General features: G+C 70.5%; 16 protein-coding genes and 1 pseudogene. 9 read left to right on the top strand and 8 right to left on the bottom strand.

Annotated elements, in window-relative coordinates:
* Nucleotides 1-25: 25 nt before the first annotated feature.
* Nucleotides 26-1,132 (bottom strand): amidinotransferase, encoded by a 1,107-nt coding sequence (locus tag B4N89_RS36565; protein ID WP_235619152.1) that lies wholly within the window; start codon nucleotides 1,130-1,132, stop codon nucleotides 26-28.
* A gap of 347 nt (nucleotides 1,133-1,479) precedes the next feature.
* On the opposite strand from B4N89_RS36565, the gene B4N89_RS36560 reads away from it, so the two are divergent.
* Genes B4N89_RS36560 through B4N89_RS36535 form a run of 6 tightly spaced genes read left to right on the top strand, consistent with a single transcriptional unit; the run spans nucleotide 1,480 to nucleotide 7,519 of the window.
* Complete coding sequence (locus B4N89_RS36560; protein WP_235619151.1) at nucleotides 1,480-2,427, top strand: class I SAM-dependent methyltransferase; 948 nt, start codon at nucleotides 1,480-1,482, stop codon at nucleotides 2,425-2,427.
* Nucleotides 2,428-2,486: 59 nt separating this feature from the next.
* A complete protein-coding gene (locus B4N89_RS36555) occupies nucleotides 2,487-2,966 on the top strand; it encodes a VOC family protein (protein WP_078980886.1) in 480 nt (159 codons plus the stop codon).
* Nucleotides 2,963-3,928 (top strand): hypothetical protein, encoded by a 966-nt coding sequence (locus tag B4N89_RS36550; RefSeq protein ID WP_078980885.1) that lies wholly within the window; start codon nucleotides 2,963-2,965, stop codon nucleotides 3,926-3,928. The genes B4N89_RS36555 and B4N89_RS36550 overlap by 4 nt, the downstream gene beginning before the upstream one ends.
* Before the next feature lie 5 nt (nucleotides 3,929-3,933).
* Nucleotides 3,934-4,827, top strand: coding sequence for an LLM class flavin-dependent oxidoreductase (locus B4N89_RS36545; RefSeq protein ID WP_107504204.1), 894 nt, complete (start codon nucleotides 3,934-3,936; stop codon nucleotides 4,825-4,827).
* Nucleotides 4,824-5,702 carry a PhzF family phenazine biosynthesis protein gene (locus tag B4N89_RS36540; protein ID WP_078980882.1) on the top strand — a complete coding sequence of 293 codons (879 nt, stop codon included), beginning with the start codon at nucleotides 4,824-4,826 and terminating at the stop codon, nucleotides 5,700-5,702. Before B4N89_RS36545 ends, B4N89_RS36540 begins: the two co-directional genes overlap by 4 nt.
* Nucleotides 5,703-5,725: 23 nt before the next feature.
* Nucleotides 5,726-7,519: a gamma-glutamyltransferase family protein gene (locus tag B4N89_RS36535; protein WP_078980881.1), complete on the top strand. Its 1,794-nt coding sequence runs from the start codon at nucleotides 5,726-5,728 to the stop codon at nucleotides 7,517-7,519.
* 52 nt (nucleotides 7,520-7,571) lie between these two features.
* Here B4N89_RS36535 and B4N89_RS36530 read toward each other — a convergent pair.
* Together B4N89_RS36530 and B4N89_RS50225 are read right to left on the bottom strand one after the other, a co-directional pair.
* Nucleotides 7,572-8,764 (bottom strand): annotated as a pseudogene (locus tag B4N89_RS36530) (MFS transporter).
* Between the two features lie 268 nt (nucleotides 8,765-9,032).
* Nucleotides 9,033-9,350, bottom strand: coding sequence for a TIGR03086 family metal-binding protein (locus B4N89_RS50225; protein WP_078980878.1), 318 nt, complete (start codon nucleotides 9,348-9,350; stop codon nucleotides 9,033-9,035).
* A 475-nt stretch (nucleotides 9,351-9,825) separates the two neighbouring features.
* Between B4N89_RS50225 and B4N89_RS36515 the strand changes: the two genes are divergently transcribed.
* The 3 genes from B4N89_RS36515 (at nucleotide 9,826) to B4N89_RS36505 (ending at nucleotide 14,124) form a co-directional block, all read left to right on the top strand.
* The gene (locus tag B4N89_RS36515) at nucleotides 9,826-11,988 is read left to right on the top strand and encodes an MMPL family transporter (RefSeq protein WP_235619149.1); all 2,163 of its coding nucleotides are present in this window, start codon (nucleotides 9,826-9,828) and stop codon (nucleotides 11,986-11,988) included.
* A 147-nt stretch (nucleotides 11,989-12,135) separates the two neighbouring features.
* Entirely contained in the window at nucleotides 12,136-13,380 is a 1,245-nt protein-coding gene (locus B4N89_RS36510; RefSeq protein WP_161500945.1) for a sensor histidine kinase, read from the top strand.
* A 51-nt stretch (nucleotides 13,381-13,431) separates the two neighbouring features.
* Nucleotides 13,432-14,124, top strand: a complete 693-nt coding sequence (locus tag B4N89_RS36505; protein WP_078980874.1) for a response regulator — start codon at nucleotides 13,432-13,434, stop codon at nucleotides 14,122-14,124.
* A 32-nt stretch (nucleotides 14,125-14,156) separates the two neighbouring features.
* On the opposite strand, the gene B4N89_RS36500 is transcribed toward B4N89_RS36505, so the two are convergent.
* From B4N89_RS36500 to B4N89_RS36480, 5 genes are all read right to left on the bottom strand, one after another.
* Entirely contained in the window at nucleotides 14,157-15,002 is an 846-nt protein-coding gene (locus tag B4N89_RS36500; RefSeq protein WP_078980873.1) for a DUF1295 domain-containing protein, read from the bottom strand.
* Nucleotides 15,003-15,101: 99 nt separating this feature from the next.
* A complete protein-coding gene (locus B4N89_RS36495; protein ID WP_078981534.1) occupies nucleotides 15,102-16,418 on the bottom strand; it encodes an SAM-dependent methyltransferase in 1,317 nt (438 codons plus the stop codon).
* Nucleotides 16,373-17,149, bottom strand: a complete 777-nt coding sequence (locus B4N89_RS36490) for a DUF1365 domain-containing protein (protein ID WP_414646460.1) — start codon at nucleotides 17,147-17,149, stop codon at nucleotides 16,373-16,375. The genes B4N89_RS36495 and B4N89_RS36490 overlap by 46 nt, the downstream gene beginning before the upstream one ends.
* A 2-nt stretch (nucleotides 17,150-17,151) precedes the next feature.
* On the bottom strand, nucleotides 17,152-18,423 hold the full coding sequence (locus B4N89_RS36485; RefSeq protein ID WP_078980872.1) for an NAD(P)/FAD-dependent oxidoreductase: 1,272 nt from the start codon (nucleotides 18,421-18,423) through the stop codon (nucleotides 17,152-17,154).
* A gap of 229 nt (nucleotides 18,424-18,652) precedes the next feature.
* Nucleotides 18,653-20,374 (bottom strand): choice-of-anchor P family protein, encoded by a 1,722-nt coding sequence (locus B4N89_RS36480; RefSeq protein ID WP_078980871.1) that lies wholly within the window; start codon nucleotides 20,372-20,374, stop codon nucleotides 18,653-18,655.
* Nucleotides 20,375-20,614 lie beyond the last annotated feature (240 nt).

Genomic DNA, 20,614 nt, shown 5'->3' with positions numbered 1-20,614 from the left:
TTGGCGAGGTGCTCCCTGCGGTGGGTCAGCCGGGGTGGTCGAGATAGGAGTCGAGTCCGCCGCTGCGTCGCACGTCGAGGGTGGCGCAGTGGAAGGAGCCACCGAAACTGTTGAAGTTGCGGAAGCTGCACGGAATGGGGGTGAAGCCCCACTCCTTCATCCCGGAGATCATCGGCTCGTCGTCGCGTTCGACCACGACGCGGTTCTCGTCCAGCATCAGGACGTTCATGTTGATCCACTTGCTGGTCAGGTAGAGCGGGTGACTGTCGGGAATCACCGGCCGGGGGGCGCGCATCACGTCCCAGCCCTTGAAGATCGCGGGCACCTTCGACACCCGCTCGGGGTGCACGAGCAGCTTCCCGGGAGCCAGCGGGGCCAGCGTGGCGTCGATGTGCATGGGGTGCGTGTCGTCGAACTCGAGGACGTGGATCCGGTATCGATCACCGAGATGGCGGCGCAGCCAGTCGATGCCGAACTCGTTCGTGACGTTGCTCTTCTGCGCGACGATGTCGCGCCCGAGCCGCAGGAAGTCGGCCGCGTCGAAGGTCGGCTCGAACTCGGTCACGATCAGCCGGGTCGGCATCCCCTCGGCCGGCTCGGTCCAGGTCAAGTCGTATAGTTCGTCGGGAAGTTCCGGCTTGGGTCCGGCGCTCCACCGGGCGCCGGACCGGAAGTACTCCTTCAGGAGCGGCCGGTAGGCGAGGGTTTCGTAGTACCGGGAGCGCCAGGCCATCGGGCACTCGATGACGTCCTCGCCCACCACCAGGAGACAGTCCCGCGGCATGGCCGCGTACAGACCGGTGCTGGTCCAGTCGCGCGTGGCGTAGGGCGTGCGCTGCGCGACCGGCTCGGGGCGTCGGACCGTCACCCCCTCGGCTTCGAGGATGTGCACGAACTCGTCGAGTTCCCTGCGGGCCGCGGCGATCAGCTCCGCGGGAAACGGTTGCCCGCCGCGGCGGCGGAAGGTCTCGTGCTGGTGCGCCGGGATGACCGGTTCCAGGGATGCGTGCCACGGCGGAAACGTGGCGTCGTCGACTATCCCGACAATTACTTCTTCGAGTGGATCCCACTCGGTATACGACGAGACGGAAGAATTTCCTAATAAAGGTATGTCTGCTGACGAATCGGACAACGTGAACTCCAGTCACTCTGCCGCATTCCGGTCCGGCGGTCGCGCCAAGCCCTATCCAGGGAGGCCGCGAGGCAGGCGGGTGACATGAATCCAAGCCGCCGTCCCGGCGTGCCGAGTGGTCGGCGGCCCTGGTCGTCCAGGTGTGGTCATGGTGAACCTGCCGTCGGTGCGGTCGCCCTGTCAACACGGCGTCGATGTGACGCACGTCACTTGCGTTATCCGATCGTGATCATGGATATTAAATGTCGCCTGTCGTAAATTTTTGTTTCTCACCATTTTGCGTGAGAGGGGTGGATGTGACGCCGGGCGACAGCGAAAAAGCGATAACCCACATATATAATTCTGCGGTGGCGGCTTCGGCCATCGGTGCCGCCTGGGAACTCGGTATGTTCGACGAGTTACACACGCAGGGAACGCTCGACGTGCAGAGTTTCGCGGCCGAACGGGGACTCGACACCGTTTCCGTTCTCGGCCTCTTTCGGGCACTGTCGGCGGTCGAGATCGTCGAGCGCGAAGAGTTCAAGATATTACCGGGCGTCCACTTCTCCGAGGCATACCGAAACAAATCGTTCTTTCACTGGCTCACCAGGGGAAGTGCCGACCTGTTCCGGCGGGCGCCCGAGGTCGTGCGTACCGAGAACCGGGTAGGGAATTTCTGCCCGCGCGACAGCGCCGCCATCGCCTTCGCGTGCCGGGAGATCAGCGAGTTCTGCTACGACCCCTGGTTCTGGCGGACGGTGCAGGGACTGGACTTCGACTTCCACGTCGTCGCCGACCTGGGCTGCGGCAGCGGCGAGCGACTCATGCAACTCCTCGGCCGCCATCCGGGTACCCGGGCCGTGGGCATCGACATCGCCCAGCCGGCCGTACGGATGGCAACCGCCGCGGCGGCCGCGGCCGGCCTTGCCGACCGGATGACGTTCGTGCAGGCCGACGTGCTGACGATGGCCCCGGTTCCGGCGTTCGAAGAGGTCGAACTCCTGACCTGTTTCATGATGGGGCACGACTTCTGGCCCCGGCAACGGTGCATCGAGAACCTTCGCCGGCTGCGCACCCTGTTCCCGCGGGCGCGCAGATTCCTGCTGGGTGACGCCACCCGCAGCGAGGGAGTCGCCGACCGTGATCTGCCGATCTTCGCGCTGGGATTCGAGGTCGCGCACGACATGATGGGCACCTTCATTCCGACCGTGCGCGACTGGGAATCCGTTTTCGAGGAAGGCGGTTGGCGGCTCAGGAGTAAAAATTCGATCGACATCGCCGTCGGCGAGGTCATCTTCGAACTCGAAAGGCTCTGAGCCACGCAGGATGTCGGAACCGGGCCGACGCGGGCCGCCGGCCACCGGAGGGGATTCGTATGCCCGATCTCGAATCGGTGCCCGTCCTGCACCACATCGCGGTGCAGACGGACAATCTCGACAACTCGATTTCATGGTACGAGGACTTCTTCGGCGGCCGGCTGACCTGGGCGACGGACGTATTCTCGGACCTGACCGTATCCCGCCTGCCCGGCGTCGTGCGGATGGCCGAACTGGCCGTCGGGGCCGCGCACTTCCATCTCTTCGAACGCGGCACTCCCGCCGAGCGCCGGGCCGCGCCGGACGCACCGCGTTTCCAACACGTGTGCCTGGCCGTCGAAACGCCCGCCGAACTGCGTACCTGGCGAAGCCGTTGGTTGGAACTCTCCGGTTCACACCGCTACGCGTTCGTCGACCCGGAGCAACCCACCGAGATCGTGACCGACGCGCAGGGCACCCAGAGTTTCTACTGTCTCGACGTGAACGGCCTGGAATTCGAGTTCACCTGCATCGGGGGAGCAGTGGGGGAAAACGCATGAGGCGCCCGTCGGCCGTCGCCGCACTCTCCCTGCCCGGCACCGACGGCTGGGACTTCGGCGACTACCCCTACGGCCTGGAACCGCTGACGATGCCGGCGCCGAACATCGCCGCGCCCGACCGCGGCGGTCGCGACGGAGCCGACCTCGACGACGCGTGCCTGGACTTTCTGGCCCGGGCCAAGGAGGGCTTCGGGATCACCCCACCCGTCGACGACAGCCGCCTGGGGCAACTGTTCTGGTTTCGCTGGATCATCGGCCATCACGTCTCCTTCGTGATCTGGCGCCTGCTGGCGGACGAGCTGTCGCGACTGTCCTCGAACCCGAAGGACCGCGAGGCCGCCTCGGTCGCCGTGACGGAATACGTGCGGGCGTACTGCGGGATGCTGCTGTACACGGGCTCGTGCAACAGCGCCATCTACAACGCGGACATCCGACCGAGCATGCATCGGCTGCACAGCACCTTCAGCGGTACCTGGGCGCCGGACTACCCGCCGGTACGAAGCCTGTTCCGCGGCCGGAGACTGCCGGCCGTGGTCGACTCCGAGCGGGAACGGCTGGTCCGACAGGTCGAGTTGAGCCACCGCATCCACCTGGGAGTCGCGGCCAAACTGGTGGAGGGCGGCAGGTCGCTGCTCCAGCAGTCGGTCGCGCAACGCGACGCCAACCAGCCCCGCATGTGGGAGGGGATCTTCGACTGCTACTTCCTGACCCTGCGGGCGCCGACCACGCGGCAGGAGATCCTGGCGCAATTGCTGCGGCGCAACAAGGCCATCGTGATGGACCTCGCCACGAACGGCCTGTACCCGGGATCGCCCGAGAGCCGAGACGCGACATCGGCGGAGATGCGACACCCCGACATCGTGGAGTGCGAGGAGGATCTGACCCCCTCGCTCTTTCGCGTCGCCGGTCTGGCCGCAGGCTTCTCCGCGTCCCGGGTGGCCAAGGAGATGACCGCCTCGTGAGCACCATGCGGCACGGGGTCATCCTGCTGCCCGAGCAGCGCTGGTCGCACGCGCGCCGACTGTGGACGCACGCCGAGGAACTCGGCTTCGACCACGCGTGGACCTACGACCACCTGATGTGGCGATGGTTCCGCGAAAAGCCCTGGTTCGGCGCCGTCCCCACGCTGGCGGCCGCGGCCGAGGCCACCTCCCGGATCGGACTCGGGACGATGGTCGCCGGCCCGTCCTACCGGCACCCGGTGACCTTCGCCAAGGAATTGATGACCCTCGACGACATCTCGGACGGCCGGCTGATCTGCGGACTCGGCGCCGGCGCCGGCGGCCACGACGACCGGGTGCTGGGCCACACACCCCCGTCCCCGGCCGAACGCCACGACCGTTTCGCGGAGTTCGTCGAAATGATCGACCTGCTGCTGCGCCGACGGGTGACCGACCACCGGGGTGCCTGGTTCGAAGCCCACGGCGCCTTCATGGTGCCGGGCTGTGTCCAGCGCCCACGCCTGCCCCTGGCCATCGCCGCGACCGGCCCCCGAGGCATCCGGCTGGCGGCCCGCCACGCCGACATCTGGGTGACGGCCGGCGACCCCGGCTGGGGTGAACCGAGCGGCTACGCATCGGCGATCGCGAACCTTCGCACACAGACGCAAGCCTTCGACGCGGCGTGCGCGGACATCGGCCGCGACCCCTCGACAGTGCGCCGCCTGGTCGTCACCGGCGCGATGATCACCGGCGTGATCGATGCGGTGGACGCCTACGAGGACGCCTGCGGGCTGTTCGCGGACATCGGCTTCACCGACCTGGTCGTCCATTGGCCCCGAGCCGACTTCCCCTACCAGGGCAGCCCCGAGGTCGTCGAGCGGATCGCCGGCAAGCTCTTCACGTCGACGGGCACACGATGATCGGCTACGAGCTCGTCAACATGTTCACCGACCGTCCCTTCACGGGCAGCGCCCTGGCCGTGGTCCCCGACGCGACGGGACTCTCGACCGCCGTGATGCGGTGCGTCGCGGCGGAACTCGGCGCCGCGGAAACCGCCTTCGTCCTCCCCGCGACCTCGCCCCACGCGTCCTACCGGGTACGCGTCTTCGGCCCGGACGCCGAATCACCGCACGGCGCGCATTCCGGCGTGGGGACCGCCGCCACGCTGGCTCGGTTGGGCCGCGTTCCCCCCGGCCGCCTGGTGCAGGAATGTGGCACCGGACGCCAGGTGCTCGCGGCGCGGGCCGACCGCGCCACCCTCCACGCGACCGGGCCGGTGCGCGGCGAGCCGCTGGATCGGCGACCACTGCTCGACGCGGTGAAGCTGACCGAGGCCGACCTCGCCGATGCGGACGGCGACGGCGGGCCGCGACTGGCGGGCTTCGGCGGGGGCTTCGCGGTGCTCCCGGTCCGCGCCGACGCGATCGCCCGGGCCCGACCCGACTACGCGCACATGCGCGACATCGCGCTGCCGGCTCTGTGCCTGTTCACCTGGGACCCGGCCGATCGCCTCGCCCGGGCCCGGCTGTTCGCCCCAGGCTTCGGCATCCCCGAGGACCCCGCCTGCGGACCGGTGGCCATGGCCCTGGGCGGGTGGCTGATCGTCGCCGGCCGACTGCCCGCCACGAACGGCGAGCACGGATACACGGTCCGCCAGGGAGCCGAGGCGGGCCGCCCCGCACTGCTCGAGTGCACGGTGACGGTCGAGAACGGCCTCGTGGTGCGAGGCAGCGTGACCGGCCGGGTGACACCGGTCGCCTCCGGACACCTCGCGGTCCCCGTCGAATCCCCTTGACCGACCCCTCGGAAGGACGTCTCGTGCTGCATCGTCCGGAACTGCACGGCACCGCGTGCGCGGTCTCCTCCACACACTGGCTCGCTTCGGCGGCGGGCGTGGCGATGTTCGACCGCGGCGGGAACGCGTTCGACGCCGCCACCGCCGCGGCCCTGGTCATCCAGGTGGTGGAGCCGCATCTCAACGGCCCCGGCGGAGACGTCCCGATCATGGTCTACGACGCGGCGACCGGGTCCACCCGGGTCGTCTGCGGACAGGGTCCGATGCCGCGGCGGGCGACGCCCGAGGCGTTTCGCCGGCGCGGGCTGGCGGTGATCCCCGGCTCCGGACTGCTGGCGGCCACCGTACCCGGGGCCTTCGGCGCCTGGATGCGCCTGCTGCGCGACTTCGGCCGGCTGACGGTACAGGACGTGCTGGAGCCCGCGATCGGCTACGCCGAGGACGGATATCCGCTGCTGCCCAAAACCGCCGCGATGATCGAGGTGATGGCGCCACTCTTCCGCGACGAGTGGACCGAGTCCGGCCGTACCTATCTGCACCACGGCGCAGCTCCCGCGCCCGGCGCCCGGATGCGCAATCCGGCGCTGGCCCGGACGTATCGCCGCATCCTCGCCGAGGCCGCGACCGGACGAACGCGCGAGGCACAGGCGGACGCCGCGATCTCGGCCTTCTACGAGGGATTCGTCGCCGAGGCCGTCGACCGGTTCATGGCGACCGAGGAGCCGATCGACTCCACCGGCCGGCACAACGGCGGCCTGCTCACCGGTGACGACCTGGCCGGCTGGCGGGTACCCGTCGAAGCCACCGTGGCCCTCGACTACCGCGGTCACAGCGTGCACAAGGCGGGCCCCTGGTCCCAAGGTCCGGTCTTCCTCCAGCAACTGGCCCTGCTGGAGGGCTTCGACATCGACGCGATGGGCTTCGGGAGCGCGGACCACGTGCACACCGTGATCGAGTCCGCCAAGCTGGCCTTCGCGGACCGGGAGGCGTGGTACGGCGACCCGGAGCACGCCGACGTGCCGCTGGCCGGCCTCCTCGACCCCGTCTACGCGGCGGCCCGCCGGACCCTGATCGGACCCGAGGCCTCCGATGTCCTGCGCCCCGGCTCGCCCGACGGTCGGAAACCGTGGATTCCCCCGGTACTGGACGTGTCCGCCTCCTCCGGCGACCCGGACTGGCTGCGGCAGTTGGCCGACGGCATCCCGACCGTCCTGCAGCAAACGGCGGCGAAGGGCGACACGTGCTGCGTGAGCGCGACCGATCGCGACGGCAACATGGTGGTCGCCACCCCCAGTGGCGGGTGGCTCAAGAGCTCCCCGGTGGTCCCCGGTCTCGGATTCCCGCTGGGCACCCGAGGCCAGATGGCCTGGTTGGACGAGGGGCACAACAACTCCGTCGCTCCCGGCAAACGGCCCCGTACGACGCTCAGTCCGACCTTGGCGCTCCGGGACGGCGCGCCCTACCTGGCCTTCGGCACGCCCGGGGGCGACCAACAGGACCAGTGGACCCTGAACTTCTTCGTCAACCACGTCGACTTCGGCATGAGCCCCCAGCAGGCGGTGGAAGCGGCGACCTTCCACACCGATCACGTTCCGAGCTCGTTCACGCCCCGTCGGGCGCGGCCGCTGGCCGCGGTCGTGGAGCAGGACGGGTTCGATCCGGCCGCCCTGACCGAGCTTCGCCGGCGCGGCCACGAGGTGCGGACGGTCGCGCCGATGACCCTGGGCAAGGTGTGTGCCACGGGCCCGGACTCGCACGGCGGCGTGTTGGCGGCGGCGAGTCCGCGTGGGCAACAGGCGTACGCGGTCGTTCGGTGAGCGTGGACGGGCGCCGTGGGAGTCGCGCGGCCCCGCGGAAAGCGGTGCCCGGTCACCGGGGGAGCGTCGGATCGTCGACCGGATCCGGATCCGGGTCGGCTGCGACGTCGAGTCCGGCGGGTCGGCTTCGAACCGCCTCGAGACTCGCCAACCCGGGGACCACGACGAGGGACGCGAGCAGGACGACACCGCCGAGAACGGCGGGAGCGCGCACGGAGAACGCGGAACCGAGCCAGCCGCTGAGCCCGGCGCCGACCAGGATTCCCAGACGGCTCAGCAACAGGTAGCAGCTGTTCACCCGACCGAGAAGCCGACGCGGTACGACCCGTTGCCGGAGGGAGACCACCTGCACGTTCCAGGTCACCACACCGAAACTGGCCGCGGCGTACAGGACGGCCGCCAAGGCCACGGACGAGCCGACCCCCAGACCCAGCAGTGAGGCGCCCATCAGGAAGAAGGACAGACCGATTCTGGCCGTCAGGCCGAGGCGGTTGCGCAGCCGGCCCGAGGTGACGCCGGCCAACGCTCCGCCGACGGCACCCGAGGCCAACACCATGCCGTACGCCACGGGCGACGCCCCCAGGGTCTTCGTCAACAGCAGCACCAGCATGGTGACCGCCAGATAGAAGGCCATCGACGCCACCGCGGCCACGATGGCCAGCAGCCGGATCCCGCGGTGCGTCCAGGTCCAGCGAACGCCCTCGCGGATGTCCGCCGCCACCGGGCGACGAGGTGACGGCGTGCTCGCGCTCGACCGACCCAACGCGGCCACCAGGGCGGCGGCCAGGACGAAGGAGACGCCGTCCACGGCGAACGGGTACCCCGCGCCGACGACGAACAGGGCGGAGCCCAGCAGCGGGCCGACGAAGTGTCCGCCGACGATGAGACCGCCCTCCAGACGACCGTTGGCGGCCTCGAGTTGCTCGGGCCGCACCACATCCGGCAGGGCGGACGTGGACGCGTTGACGAAGACCGTCTCGCCGCATCCGAGTACGAAGGCCAGCAGGGCCGGCACCACCAACGGCGGGCTCGCGAGCAGCACCCACGCGGCGAAGCCCAGGACCACCGCGGCGCGCACCAGGTCGACCTGCCACATCAGGCGCCGCCGGTCGAACCGGTCGGCCAGGGCACCCCCACCAAGGACATCATCAGCCAGGGCAGCGTTCCGGCCACCGTCACCAACGCCACGGCGCTCGGTGACGACGACACCGTGGCGGCCAACAGGGGCAGGGCCGCGTCCCGCATGCCGTCACCCACGGCGGAGACCGAGGAGGCCGACCACAGCAGCGTGAACTTCCTGCCCAGCCTCGACGCCGAAAGCCCCTGCGATGCCGCCGATTTCGCCGTAGTCACCGCCCCAGTCTGGCAGCCGGCCGGCCCCGACGAACGGGAGACGAGAGGGATGGCGCCCGGCAGGCACCAACACGTCGGAGGCCGTCGCGGACCGGATCCGGTGTCGCGCGCCGGTATGGGCCCGTCCTCGGATATCCGGTCTTTCCCGGGCCGACGGTGGTCAGCGGGTCGGGTCGACCGAGCGGCCGAGGAGAGCGGCGAGTCGATCGAGGGGCGGGGCGTGTTCGGGGCACGGTCGTGGGGGCGCGAACGGTGCGCGGCCGGTCGGGATGTCGGCGAGTGCGTCGCGGGTGAACGCCAGTTCCCGCTCGACGACGTCGTCGGGGATCCGCAGGCGCCGCCCGGTTGCCCGGGCGAGGTCCCATCCGTGGACGAGTTCCTCGACGGTGCGCAGGCGTACGGCGACGACACCGGGGACCACTCCAGCGGGAACCTGCAAGAGCCGTGTCGGCACGGTCGGTTGCGCGAACGCGAACAAGAGTCAACAACGCCATCACGAACGGCAGCCCGGCGTCGGCGAGTTCGCAGCGGAAGCCGTCCTGATCGCCGTACGCGCTGTCGGCGAGCACGGCTCGGAACGCGAACCCCGCCTCGCGGGTGTGCCCCGCCGACTCCGCCCCGATCCGCGACGCCGATGCCACGCTTGCGGAGCCTTGCCACCCGGCCGGCCTGGTGGTTCCGGGCAGTCCCGGCTTCGTCAGCGCTACTGACCCGGCTGTACCACCCACTTCGTCGTAGTCCCCTGGGAGTACCGCGAGGTGCCATCCCGGGGCCGACGCTCCACCGACCTCGGTTCGGGAATCTGGTGCTCGGCCCGGCGCGGCCCCGCCCGACCCGTGAGTCCGGGCGTTTCGATCATCAAGCAGGTTGTCGTACAGGAGAGTTGGGATTTCATGGCGCGAGGGAAAGAGCAGCCTGCGAGGCGTGGGGGCGGTGGCCGGGCGATCGGTCGAGTGATCCCGTGGGCGGTCATCGGCCTGTGGGTGGCGGCAGTCGCCGTACTGGCACCGTTCGCCGCCGGCCTGGACAAGGTCAAGTCCGACAAGGTCGTCGACTATCTGCCTTCCGGGGCCGAGTCCACCACGGTCGCCGCACTGGAGGAAAAACTCCCCGGCGGCGGGGTCAACGACTTCGTCGTGGTCTACTACCGGGCCGCGGGCATCACCGCCGACGACCGCACCACGGCCGAACGCCACCTTGCCGTCCTCGATCGGAAATACCCCGGCCCACCCACCGACAGCGCTCCTCCGAGCATCCCGGCCGGCGAGAACGGCCCGCATACCGTCGGCGCCGACGGCGACAAGACCACCGGTTCGTCCAGCCGGGTCCAGGACTCCAGGGACGGCAAGGCCCTGCTGTTCGCCCACTCGGTCGGCACGGCGTCCGGGGAGCCTTCCGCGTACCTGCCCGCGCTGCGCAAGCTTTTGGAGGATCGGCCGGCCGGCCTGGAGGCCAAGGTCACCGGCCCGGGCGCCATCGAGGGCGACATCGACGCGGTCTTCGACGGCATCGACGCGAAACTGATGATCACCACCGTGATCGTGGTGACCGTCCTGCTCATCCTCATCTACCGGAGCCCGGTGCTCTGGCTGCTTCCGCTGCTTGCCGTCGGGTGCGCCGCCCTGATCTCGATGGCCGCCGTCCATCTGCTGGCCAAGAACTTCGGCGTGGTCGTCAACGAGCAGAGCGCCGCGGTCCTGGTGATCCTGGTCTTCGGCGTCGGTACCGACTACGCGCTGCTCATCGTCGCCCGATACCGGGAAGTCCTCCAAACCGAAGCCGACACCAATCGGGCCATGTCGGTCGCGCTGCGCAGCGCGGGGCCGGCCATCATCGCCTCTGCCGGCACCGTCGCGGCCGGCCTTCTGTGCCTGCTCGCCGCCGACCTCAACAGCACCAGCGGCCTGGGCCCGGTCGGCGCCGTCGGCGTCGCCTGCGCGCTGATCGCGATGCTGACCCTGTTCCCCGCCCTGCTGCTGGTGCTCGGGCGCTGGGTGTTCTGGCCCAAGGTGCCCAAGGTGCTGCCCGCCGGCGTCACCGGCGCCGTCGCCGGGCAGGCTCGCTGGGACAGGTTGGGCGCGTGGATCGACCGTCGCAAGGGCCTCGCGGCCTTCGGCTCGGTCGTCTTCCTCGGCGCGGTCGCGCTCGGGCTGCTCGGCGGTCCCGGTTCCCTGCGCAGCCAGGACCAGTTCGTCAAGACACCCGAATCCGTCAGCGGTTTCACCCTGGTCACCCGACATTTCCCGCACATCGGCGGTCAGCCGATCACCGTCATCGCACCGACCGCCAAGAAGGACGCCGTGCTCGAGGCGGCCGAGGCTGTCAAGGGCGTCAGTCAGGTCGTTCCAGGGCGGTCCGGCGCCGAGTATGCCGAGATCACCGTGTTCCCCAAGGACGCCCCGGACAGCCCGGCCGAGCGGCGGACCCTCAAGGCTCTGCGCGCGGCGGTCGACAAGGTCGAACCGGCGGCGGCCGTCGGCGGTCCGAGCGCGCAGAACCTGGATACCGCGACGACATCGGCCCGCGACGAGAAGATCGTCATTCCGCTGGTGCTGGTGGTCATCACCCTGATCCTCGGCGCGCTGCTACGAGCCGTGGCGGCGCCTGTGGTGCTCATCCTTACGGTCGTGGTCTCCTTCGCCGCCGCCATCGGTGCCTCCACGCTGGTGTTCGAGCACATCTTCGGCTTCAAGGGCATCGACCCGGGCCTTCCCCTGTTGGGATTCCTCTTCCTGGTCGCCCTCGGCGTCGACTACAACATCTTCCTGATGCACCGCGCCCGTGAGGAGTCCCTCCTGCACGGCACCCGCCGGGGCATCCTGGGCAGCCTCTCCGCGACCGGGGGTGTGATCACCTCGGCGGGCGTGGTGCTCGCTGCGACGTTCGCCGTGCTTGCGACGCTGCCATTGGTGCCCATGGCCGAACTGGGCTTCCTGGTTGCCTTCGGCGTCCTGTTGGACACTTTGCTGGTCCGTTCGATCCTGGTCCCGGCCGTCGGCCTCCGGCTCGGCTCGAGATTGTGGTGGCCGAGCGCCCTCGGCCGGCATACGGATCCCGAGGACGCCGACGGGCAGGCGTCGGTGCCGATCGGCCGGGAACGGGCGCTCCGGAACTGATCGGGAATCAAAATGGCGCTCGAAGGCGTACTCCGGTGTCGCCTTCGAGCGCCGAAGACACACATCTCCGAGCGATCCGCACCACCCGAAGCACCACACCACCCGCGCGCGCCAAGCAACCGGAACCGCCGACGGACGGAAGAGACGATGACCACCGACTGGACCGGTCTACTGCGCGGAGCCTTCCGGCTGCGCGACATCGCCTTGGCCGCAGTACTGCTCGCCTACGCGGCCATCGCCCTCGCGCTGTCGGACGGCACGGCCGGCGCAGTCCGCGGGCCCGACGCGCTCGCACTCGTCGTGGTCGGGCTGATGACCGGGGCACTGGCGGTCCGCCGGCGGTTTCCGTTGCCGGTCCTGGTCGTCAATCTCGCCTGTGTGGCGGTCTTCCAACTGCGCGGCTACGCGGACGAACCACCTGTGGTCGCGGTATTGATCGCGCTCTACACGGTGGCCGCGGTGGGTGAGCGGCGCCGCTCGGTGAAGGTCGGTGCCGTGGTCGCCGTCCTGGTGCAGGTCATGCTGGTGGGCACCGAACCCCAGATGCACTTCTCGGACGTACTCGACGGGGTGATGATGGTCGTGCTGGCGCTCGCGCTGGGGGAAGCCGTCCGCTATCAACAGGCGTACCGGGCCGAGGTGGTCGAGCGGCTCGCACGCGAGGAGGTCCACCGGGCCGAGGAGGCCGAGCGGCTGCTCGACGAGGAGCGCATACGGATCGCGCGCGACTTGCACGACGTGCTTGCCCACAGCATCGCGGCGATCAATGTCCAGGCCTCTGTGGCCGCCCACCTGCTGGGCCGGGACGCCGAGTTGGACGCACGGACGCGCGGACTGCTGCGCAGCACCATGGACACCATCACCGATATCTCCCGGTCCGGCGTCGCCGACCTGCGCGCCACCCTCGCCGTACTGCGCGGGCACGGCCCGGCCTCCCGGGGGCCGTTGCCGGGGCTGGCCCGGCTCGGGGAACTGATCGACATGGTCACGGCCACCGGCGCCCGGGTCGACGTGGACGTGGTGGGGTCGGCTCCGCCGCTGCCGGCCGGACACGACGTGACGGCCTTTCGGATCATTCAGGAAGCGCTGACCAACGTCGTCAAGCACGCCGGGGCCCGTAGAGTGCTGGTCCGGATCGAATACGGCCATGGGCAGGTCGGCGTGGTCGTCCGGGACGACGGGGTGGGCCGCGTCCGCCGCCGGGCGGATGAGGGTGCGGGCTTCGGCCTGCTGGGCATGACCGAGCGGGCGCACAGCGTCGGCGGGCGACTCACCGCGGCCGACCGCCCCGACGGCGGGTTCGAGGTGATGGCCGTTCTGCCTCTGCCCGACCACGAGCGGTACCCGCCGGCCGCCGCCATGGCGCAGGCCGGATCGCCGGCCGCCCGATGACGCACCGGCGCCCGTCGTCGGCCGCGCCGAACAACCGAGGAGAGGCACAGCGTGGACGCCATACGAGTGGTAGTCGCCGACGACCAGGTACTGGTGCGCGGCGCGCTTGCGGTGCTGGTCGACACCGCGGAAGGCATGACCGTGGTCGGTGAGGCCTCCAACGGGCGAGAGGCCGTCGAACTCGCCCGTGCCAACCGGGCGGACGTCGTCCTGATGGATCTGCGCATGCCCGAGATGGACGGGATCGAGGCCACCCGCCTGATCGCCGCCGACGAGGACCTGGCGGGCGTCCGGGTGCTGGTGCTCACCACCTTCGAGACCACGGAGAACGTTCTGGAGGCCCTCCGGGCCGGTGCGAACGGTTTTCTCGCCAAGGACACCAGGCCGGCCGAACTCCTCGTCGCCATCCGGGCCGTGGCGCAGGGGGAGGCACTGCTCTCCTCCTCCGCCACCGCCTTCGTGATCAACCAGCTGCTCAGCCGCCCCGACCACGCGGCCCATCAGAGCGATCTGGCCGCCCTCACCGACCGCGAGCGCGAGGTTCTGGGCCTTGTCGCGGGTGGTCTGTCCAACCAGGAGATCGCCGAGGGCCTGGTCGTCAGCCCGCTCACCGTGAAGACCCACGTGAGCCGGATTCTGGCCAAGCTCGGCGCCCGGGACCGACCCCAACTGGTCGTCGCCGCGTACGAGTCCGGACTCGTCAGGCCCGGCTGGACCAGGCCGAACACGCCCAGGACGCCTTGAACGGAGGCCGAGCCCCACCATGGCGGCCGAACTCATCGAGAGGATCGCCGCCGCCGCTTCGAGGGCGTTGTGGTGGTCGGAGCGCGGCGGGGCGGCAGCGGCAGGAAGCCGCTCGTGCGGTCGGCGTATTCGGCCCAACCGGGGCGCTCCGCACTCAGTTGCCGCTCGAGCATCGGCTTGCCGCTGCCGAATGCGAGCAGGTAGGTCATCAACAGCGGACCGAGGACGAAAGCCCAACCGACGGCCGTGTCGGCGACGAGCAGGAACAGACCCCACCACACACAGGCGTCGCCGAAATAATTCGGATGGCGCGTGTAGCGCCACAGGCCGCGGTCCATGATCCGATCCCGGTTGGCCGGGTCGGACTTGAACCGCGCGAGCTGGCGGTCTCCCACCGCCTCGAAGAACAGGCCGACCGCCCACAGGGCCCCACCCGCCCAGGCGAGCGCGCCGGGCGCGGACGGAAGGTACTGCGCCGCCTGGATGGGCAGCGAAACGAACCACACGATGCCGGCTTGGAGCAGGTAGACCATCCGCAGCGCGTATCGGGTACGGGCCGGGCCCTCCGGGGCCCGCGAGAGCATGCGGGCGTAGCGACGATCCTCCGGCGCGCCCCTGGACCGCCACCAGATGTGCGCGGACAATCGAGTCCCCCACAGCACGACCAGCACGGTGGCCAGTCCTCGACGCGTCGGGTCCCCGTGCCCGTCGGACAGGACGTACCCGGTGACCGCCACGGCGACGAACGCCAACCCCCAGGCGACATCCACACCGCGGTGTCGCCCGGTGCGCGCACCGACGACGAACGCGGCGAGGAATACGCCGAGGGCGACCGCGGCGGTGATGACGAGGTTGGCGAAGAAGGCTGCCTCGTTCATGGTGGCTCCTCGTATCGACGGGTGGCGAGAACTCGACAGCCGGACGGCGTGGACGATTCGCCCGGTCGAGGCGTCGGCACGTCGCCGAGCGCCGTGGGTTCATGTCGTCGACTCCTCGCGGGTCAGCAGCAGTTGGTGGACGTCCAGGTAGCCGCTGCGGAACCCGGCCTCCGAGTAGGCGAGGTACAGCTCCCAGGTGCGGCGGAAGACCTCGTCGAAGCCGAGGGCGGCGACGTCGCGCGCGTGTGCGGTGAAGCGCTCGCGCCACAGCCGCAGGGTCTCGGCGTAGTGCGGGCCGTACGCCTGGACGCTCGCCACCCGCAGCCCGGTGTGGTGGGCGGCGCTCTCCACGATCGCCCGCACGGACGGGATCAGGCCCCCCGGGAAGATGTACTTGAGGATCCACGTGTGGGTATCCGCGGCGGCGAGCATCCGCTCATGCGGCATGGTGATCGCCTGGAGGGCAACCCGGCCGCCGGGTGCCAGTCGACGGTCGAGGGTGGTGAAGTACTCGGGCCAGAACGGCCTGCCGACGGCCTCGATCATCTCGACGCTGACCACGGCGTCGTAGGTACCCTCGGCCTCGCGGTAGTCGCAGAGTCGGACCTCGGCCCGGTGTTGCCGGCCGGCGTCGGCGATCCGCCGCCGGGCCAGGGCGAGTTGCTCTTCGGAGAGGGTCAGGCTGACCACTCGGGCGCCGCGGGCCGCGGCGCGTATCGCGAGCTCGCCCCAGCCGGTGCCGATCTCCAGCACCCGGGTGTCGGGGCCGACGTGCGCGAGGTCGAGCAAGCGGTCGATCTTGCGGTGTTGTGCGGCCGGCAACCCCGCGAAGCCGGCCATCGGCTTGCCGTCGGAACCGGTCGGGAAGAGCGCCGAGGAGTAGGTCATCGTCGGGTCGAGGAACAGGGCGAACAGCTCGTTGGAGAGGTCGTAGTGGCGGTGGATGTTGCGTCTGGCGTTCGCGGCGGTGGGCAGGTCCTCGCGTGGCGGCCGGCGAACGTGCAGGCGCCTCAGCCGCTGCGCGAATCCCGGTACGAGGGTCTGCGGGTCGGTGGCGAGCGCGGTGAGGAGGGCGACGAGGCCGGGGCTGTCCCAGTCGCCGGCCTGGTAGGCCTCGCCGAAGCCGATCAGGCCGCTCTCGCCGACGCGGTGCGCGAACGCGCGCGGACGGTGCAGACGCAGGACCGGCGCGCCGGGCGGTGCCGGGCGCCGGACACGGCCGTCGGGACCCTCGACGCGCAGGGCACGGCGGGTGGCGACACGGTCCAGGAGGCGTTCGACGACGGCCGCGCGCAGCGGAGCGTGCGGTACGCGGGCGACGTCGGGCCAACGGCCGGGGTGGACGACAGGCGTCGGCGAGGCCTGTGTGGTCACGGGACGGGCACTCCTTCGCGGGGCGTAGGGTTCACGGCCGATGGGTCGGAGCCGGGTCGGGGATGGACGGGAAGGCCGCGCAGCCACAGGCGCACGCCCCGGTAGCGAATGTGCAGGCTCACGGCCCAGGTGGCGAACGGGTGGGTGAGCGCGGCACGCAGCAGGGCGACGGTGCCCGCGGGTCGACCGGTGCCGTGGACGGTGGCGGTGAAGGCCCGACCGCCGGCGCGCTCGAGGTGGACGGTCAGGTCCAGGCGCCCGTCCGGCTCCGGCAGGACCAACCGGTAGTGGCCGTCGACCGGGAAGAACGGCGAGACGGGAAAATCCTTGGCGGCTCGGGCCCGGCCCGCGGGGTCCGGGCGCAGGAGGTAGCGGTGCCGGCCACCGTGGGTGTTGTGTACCTCGGCGACCGTGCACAGCGGACGGCCCTGGTCGTCGCGGCACCAGTACACGGTCAACGGGTTGAAGACATATCCCAGGGAACGCGCCTGGGTGAGCATCGACACCGTGCCGGTGCCCAGCCGCACGCCCTGCGTGGCCAGGTAGCGCGCCAGGTCCTGTCGGATCGTCAGCCCCGGGTGGGCGGCGTCCTGGATGTGGTCGCCCGGCCGAAATCGCGCCAGGGGTCGCAGCGCTCGGGGCACCGCCGGAGGCCGGTCCGGGTCGATCAGCCACAGGTATCCGCGGTGGTGGAAGGCGTATCGCCGGGGTGTGGTGCGCACGTGGGTGATGCGGGTGTCGTAGAGCACGGCGCCCCAGGGGCCGGGCAGGATGTTCACGGTGCGCTCACTCCCAGCAGTGATCCGGCCGCCTCGACGCCGGAGCGGCAGCCGTCCTCGTGGAATCCCCAGCCGTGGTACGCGCCGGCGAACGCGGTACGCCCGCCGGCGAGTTCGGGCAGGCGACGCTGGGCGGCGACGGTGCGTGCGGTGTAGATGGGATGCTCGTACACGGTGCGGGAGAGCACCAGATGTTCGGGGATCGGGTGCCGCGGGTCCTCGTTGAGGGTGACCAGGTAGTCGCCGGTGTTTTCCAGGTTCAACAGCCGGTTGAGGTGGTAGCTGACCCGCACCCGATCGGAGGGAGCGGTGCAGTGCGGCATGCGGTAGTTCCAGGAGCCGCGGGCCGATCGCGCGCGCGGCAGGACGGTGGAATCGCGGTGCAGCACCGTGGGGTTGCGCGAGTAGGTGAAGGCGCCGAGGATCTCCCGCTCGACCGCGGTGGGGTCCGCGAGCAGCCGTAGGGCCTGGTCGGCGTGGGTGGCGACGACGACGGCGTCGGCCGCGGTGCCGTGTCCGTCGTCGGTGATCACCGTGACGCCGTCGCTGTGGCGGCGCACCGCCCGGACCGGGGCAGAGCGGTGCACGGTGGTGAGGTGCTCGGCGATCTTGTCGACGTACGTGCGGGAGCCCCCGACGACCGTGCGCCAGGTCGGTGAGCCGCGCACGCCGAGCATGCCGTGGTTGGCGAGAAAGACGAAGAGGTAGCGCGCGGGGTAGTCGCCGGCCAGGTCGGGGGCGCAGGACCACACGGCCGCGACCACCGGGGTGATGAAGTGGTGCACGAAGTAGGGCGAGAACCGCTCGGACGCGAGGAACTCGCGGAGGGTGGGATCACCCGCCGCGGGGTCGGCGAGCAGGCGGCGGGCCGCCCGGTGGAAGCGTGGTACTTCGGCGAGAAGCCGCAGATACCTGCCACGCAGCACGACATCGGGCCGGCCGAGCAGCCCGAGCGGGCCGCGGGCGCCCGCGTATTCGAGGCCGCACCCGTCGCAGTGCACGGACATGCTCATGTCGCTGTCCCGGGTGCGGACTCCGAGCTCCGCGAACAGTCGCATCAGGTGCGGGTAGGTCCGCTCGTTGTGCACCAGGAAGCCGGTGTCGAGCGCCGAGACCCGGCCGTCGGGTTCCACGACCGTCCGGGTGTGCGCGTGGCCGCCCAGGCGCCCGTCGGCCTCGAACAGTTCGACGTCGACGCCCGCCCGGGACAACTCGTACGCGGCGGTGAGACCGGCCACCCCTGAACCCACCACCGCCACCCGGCCCATGCGCGCGCCACAGCGTGCGGGTGGATGGCTCCCGGAGGTGGAGACGGTGTCGAACATCGATGCGATCGCCCCTCGCGTCGGGACCGCGGCGCCGTCGCCTCGGTCTCCTTCACGGGATCTTCGGAGCGGTTCGGCGCGCGGATTGGTCCGTCGTGGTGACGAATGTCGACCGACGCGCAGGACGCGGCGGCCGTGAACGGCCGCCGCGTCCGGTCTCGTCGCCCCTATGTCATACGGTCGGGCACGTGGCTCCCGGCAGGGTCAGCGCCACCCGTGCGTGCGAAACCACGACGCTCACGCCGGACAGCAGCGTGATCCGCAGCGCGTTGACCGTGATTCCCCGACCACCGGGGTCGACCACCTGCTCGTTCACACGCACCGTCGCCACCAGCGGGATCGTGATGTCCACATTGACGTTCGGGTTCACCACCGGTACCCCGGCCACCCTCAGATTGGCCAACGTGACCGAACCGCTCGGTGTGGCACCGCCGTTGGCGTCACCCTGCACGGTGGCGACCGCCTCGACGACATCCGCGGTGACCAGCCCGCCGAGCAGGTTCACCCCGGCCGTCTCGGCGCGCGCGTTCGCCCGTTGCAGGCCGTTCGCGTCGATCGTGCCCTCCGCGCGCGTGGTGACCACGCCCGCGTTGCCGACGGTGCCCAGCGATACCGTCGCGACATTGTCGGTGTCCACCGCCGCGACGTTCGAGCACGTCACATCGGACGCGGCGATCGGGCCGATGCCCCCGAGCGGCGACTTCAGCGCGGCGCCGTACGCGTGCGCGTCGAATCGCATCGTGTCGAACACGACGCTCGCGCACCCGGGCAGGCTCACCCCGACGACGTTCGTGAAAGCGGCCGCGCAGTTCGTGTACGTCTCGCGCGCCGCCGAGGTCACCTGGACCTGGGCCGTGCAGGACCCCTGACCCGCGATCAGGTTGCCGGACACGTCGACCGTGCCCCCGCCCGCCGGGGCGACGACCGAACCGGCATCACACGTCGTGGTGGTCACCCCGGTCGCCTTGAGCCCGGCCGGCAGCGTGTCGGAGAACGACCAACCGGGCTTGGCGCCCAGCTCGTTCGTGTTCGTGATCGTGAAGGTCAGGGTCGAGGTGCCGCCGGTGAGCACCGGCGTCGGCGCGAAGCCGATGTCGACCTGCGGGCTCGCGTCGACGAGCCTGACGTTGTCGAAGGCCACGTCGTTGCCGGTGCCGCTCGGCTGCTCGTTCACCAACCGGATGCCGGCCCGGTCGCCGGAGAACAGCACGGCGCCGTTGCTGACGAAGGTGCCGACCTTGGCACCGCCGATCGTCGTCGTGGCATCCACGCACGCCTCGATCGGGCGCGTGAACGCGGGCGTGGCCACGTTGCCGTCGAGCAGGTAGAAGCTGAACTTGGAATGGTTGGCGAAGCAGTTGACCTCGGCGACGTCGACCGAGAACGCGATGAAGCGCCGACCGGCGGGCAACGGAATCGGCGTCACTGTCTCCAACTGCACTTTGCCGGCACCGGGATTGCCCGCCGTGTACGCCGTCACGGCGTGGTTCGTGGTCGAGGAACCGCCCGACCACTGACCGAGTACTCCCGCGAGGTTCTTGACCTGGGCCCAATCGCCCGGGACACATCCGCTGCCGACGGGCGGCGTGGTCGACGCGGCCGGCGACGTGATCCAGCCGTTGCACGCGGTCAACCAGGCCGGATCGGCGGTGTACGTCTCGCCCACCGGCGGACCGCCGGTGTAGTTCGTGAGCAGGGTCGGCGTCGCACCCTGGCCGTTCTCGAAGCCCTCGGCGAAGATCGCCGCGGGTGCCTGCGGTACACCCGGTGTCCCGGGTGCGGCCTGCGCGGTGCCGGCGGCCAACGGTGCGGTCAGACCCGCGACCGCCACCGCGATGGATATCCCGACGCCGGTCAAGCGTCCGGTGCGCCGCCGCCTTCTCATCGTTGACATGACGAAACCCCCTACGTCGTGAGGTGCCCGGCCCCACGCCCCACCCCGCGAGGCAGGCCGCGGACGGCGAGGCCGGACCGATCGTGGACACCACGAGTGGTCCCGGCGCATCGCCTCGAACAGCAGAGCACCCACAACCCCGAACACACGGCCGCTCGGCGGCCAAACCACACCTACAGGTGACACCGTCGCGCGCCGGCGCACACACGACACCGCGCACACGCCCGCGGCGCGCCGGGT

Source organism: Embleya scabrispora (assembly GCF_002024165.1).
GTDB classification, from domain to species: Bacteria; Actinomycetota; Actinomycetes; order Streptomycetales; family Streptomycetaceae; genus Embleya; species Embleya scabrispora_A.
Note: the sequence above shows the minus strand (reverse complement) of the source record. Positions and strands in the feature narration are given on the sequence as shown.

What these genes read in the sequence shown, in the direction of transcription:
- B4N89_RS36555 (WP_078980886.1), top strand. Translation starts at nt 2,487, where the DNA reads ATGCCCGATCTCGAATCGGTGCCCGTCCTGCACCACATCGCGGTGCAG.
- B4N89_RS36550 (WP_078980885.1), top strand. Translation starts at nt 2,963, where the DNA reads ATGAGGCGCCCGTCGGCCGTCGCCGCACTCTCCCTGCCCGGCACCGAC.
- B4N89_RS36545 (WP_107504204.1), top strand. Translation starts at nt 3,934, where the DNA reads ATGCGGCACGGGGTCATCCTGCTGCCCGAGCAGCGCTGGTCGCACGCG.
- B4N89_RS36540 (WP_078980882.1), top strand. Translation starts at nt 4,824, where the DNA reads ATGATCGGCTACGAGCTCGTCAACATGTTCACCGACCGTCCCTTCACG.
- B4N89_RS36510 (WP_161500945.1), top strand. Translation starts at nt 12,136, where the DNA reads ATGACCACCGACTGGACCGGTCTACTGCGCGGAGCCTTCCGGCTGCGC.
- B4N89_RS36500 (WP_078980873.1), bottom strand. Translation starts at nt 15,002, where the DNA reads ATGAACGAGGCAGCCTTCTTCGCCAACCTCGTCATCACCGCCGCGGTC.
- B4N89_RS36485 (WP_078980872.1), bottom strand. Translation starts at nt 18,423, where the DNA reads ATGGGCCGGGTGGCGGTGGTGGGTTCAGGGGTGGCCGGTCTCACCGCC.
- B4N89_RS36480 (WP_078980871.1), bottom strand. Translation starts at nt 20,374, where the DNA reads ATGTCAACGATGAGAAGGCGGCGGCGCACCGGACGCTTGACCGGCGTC.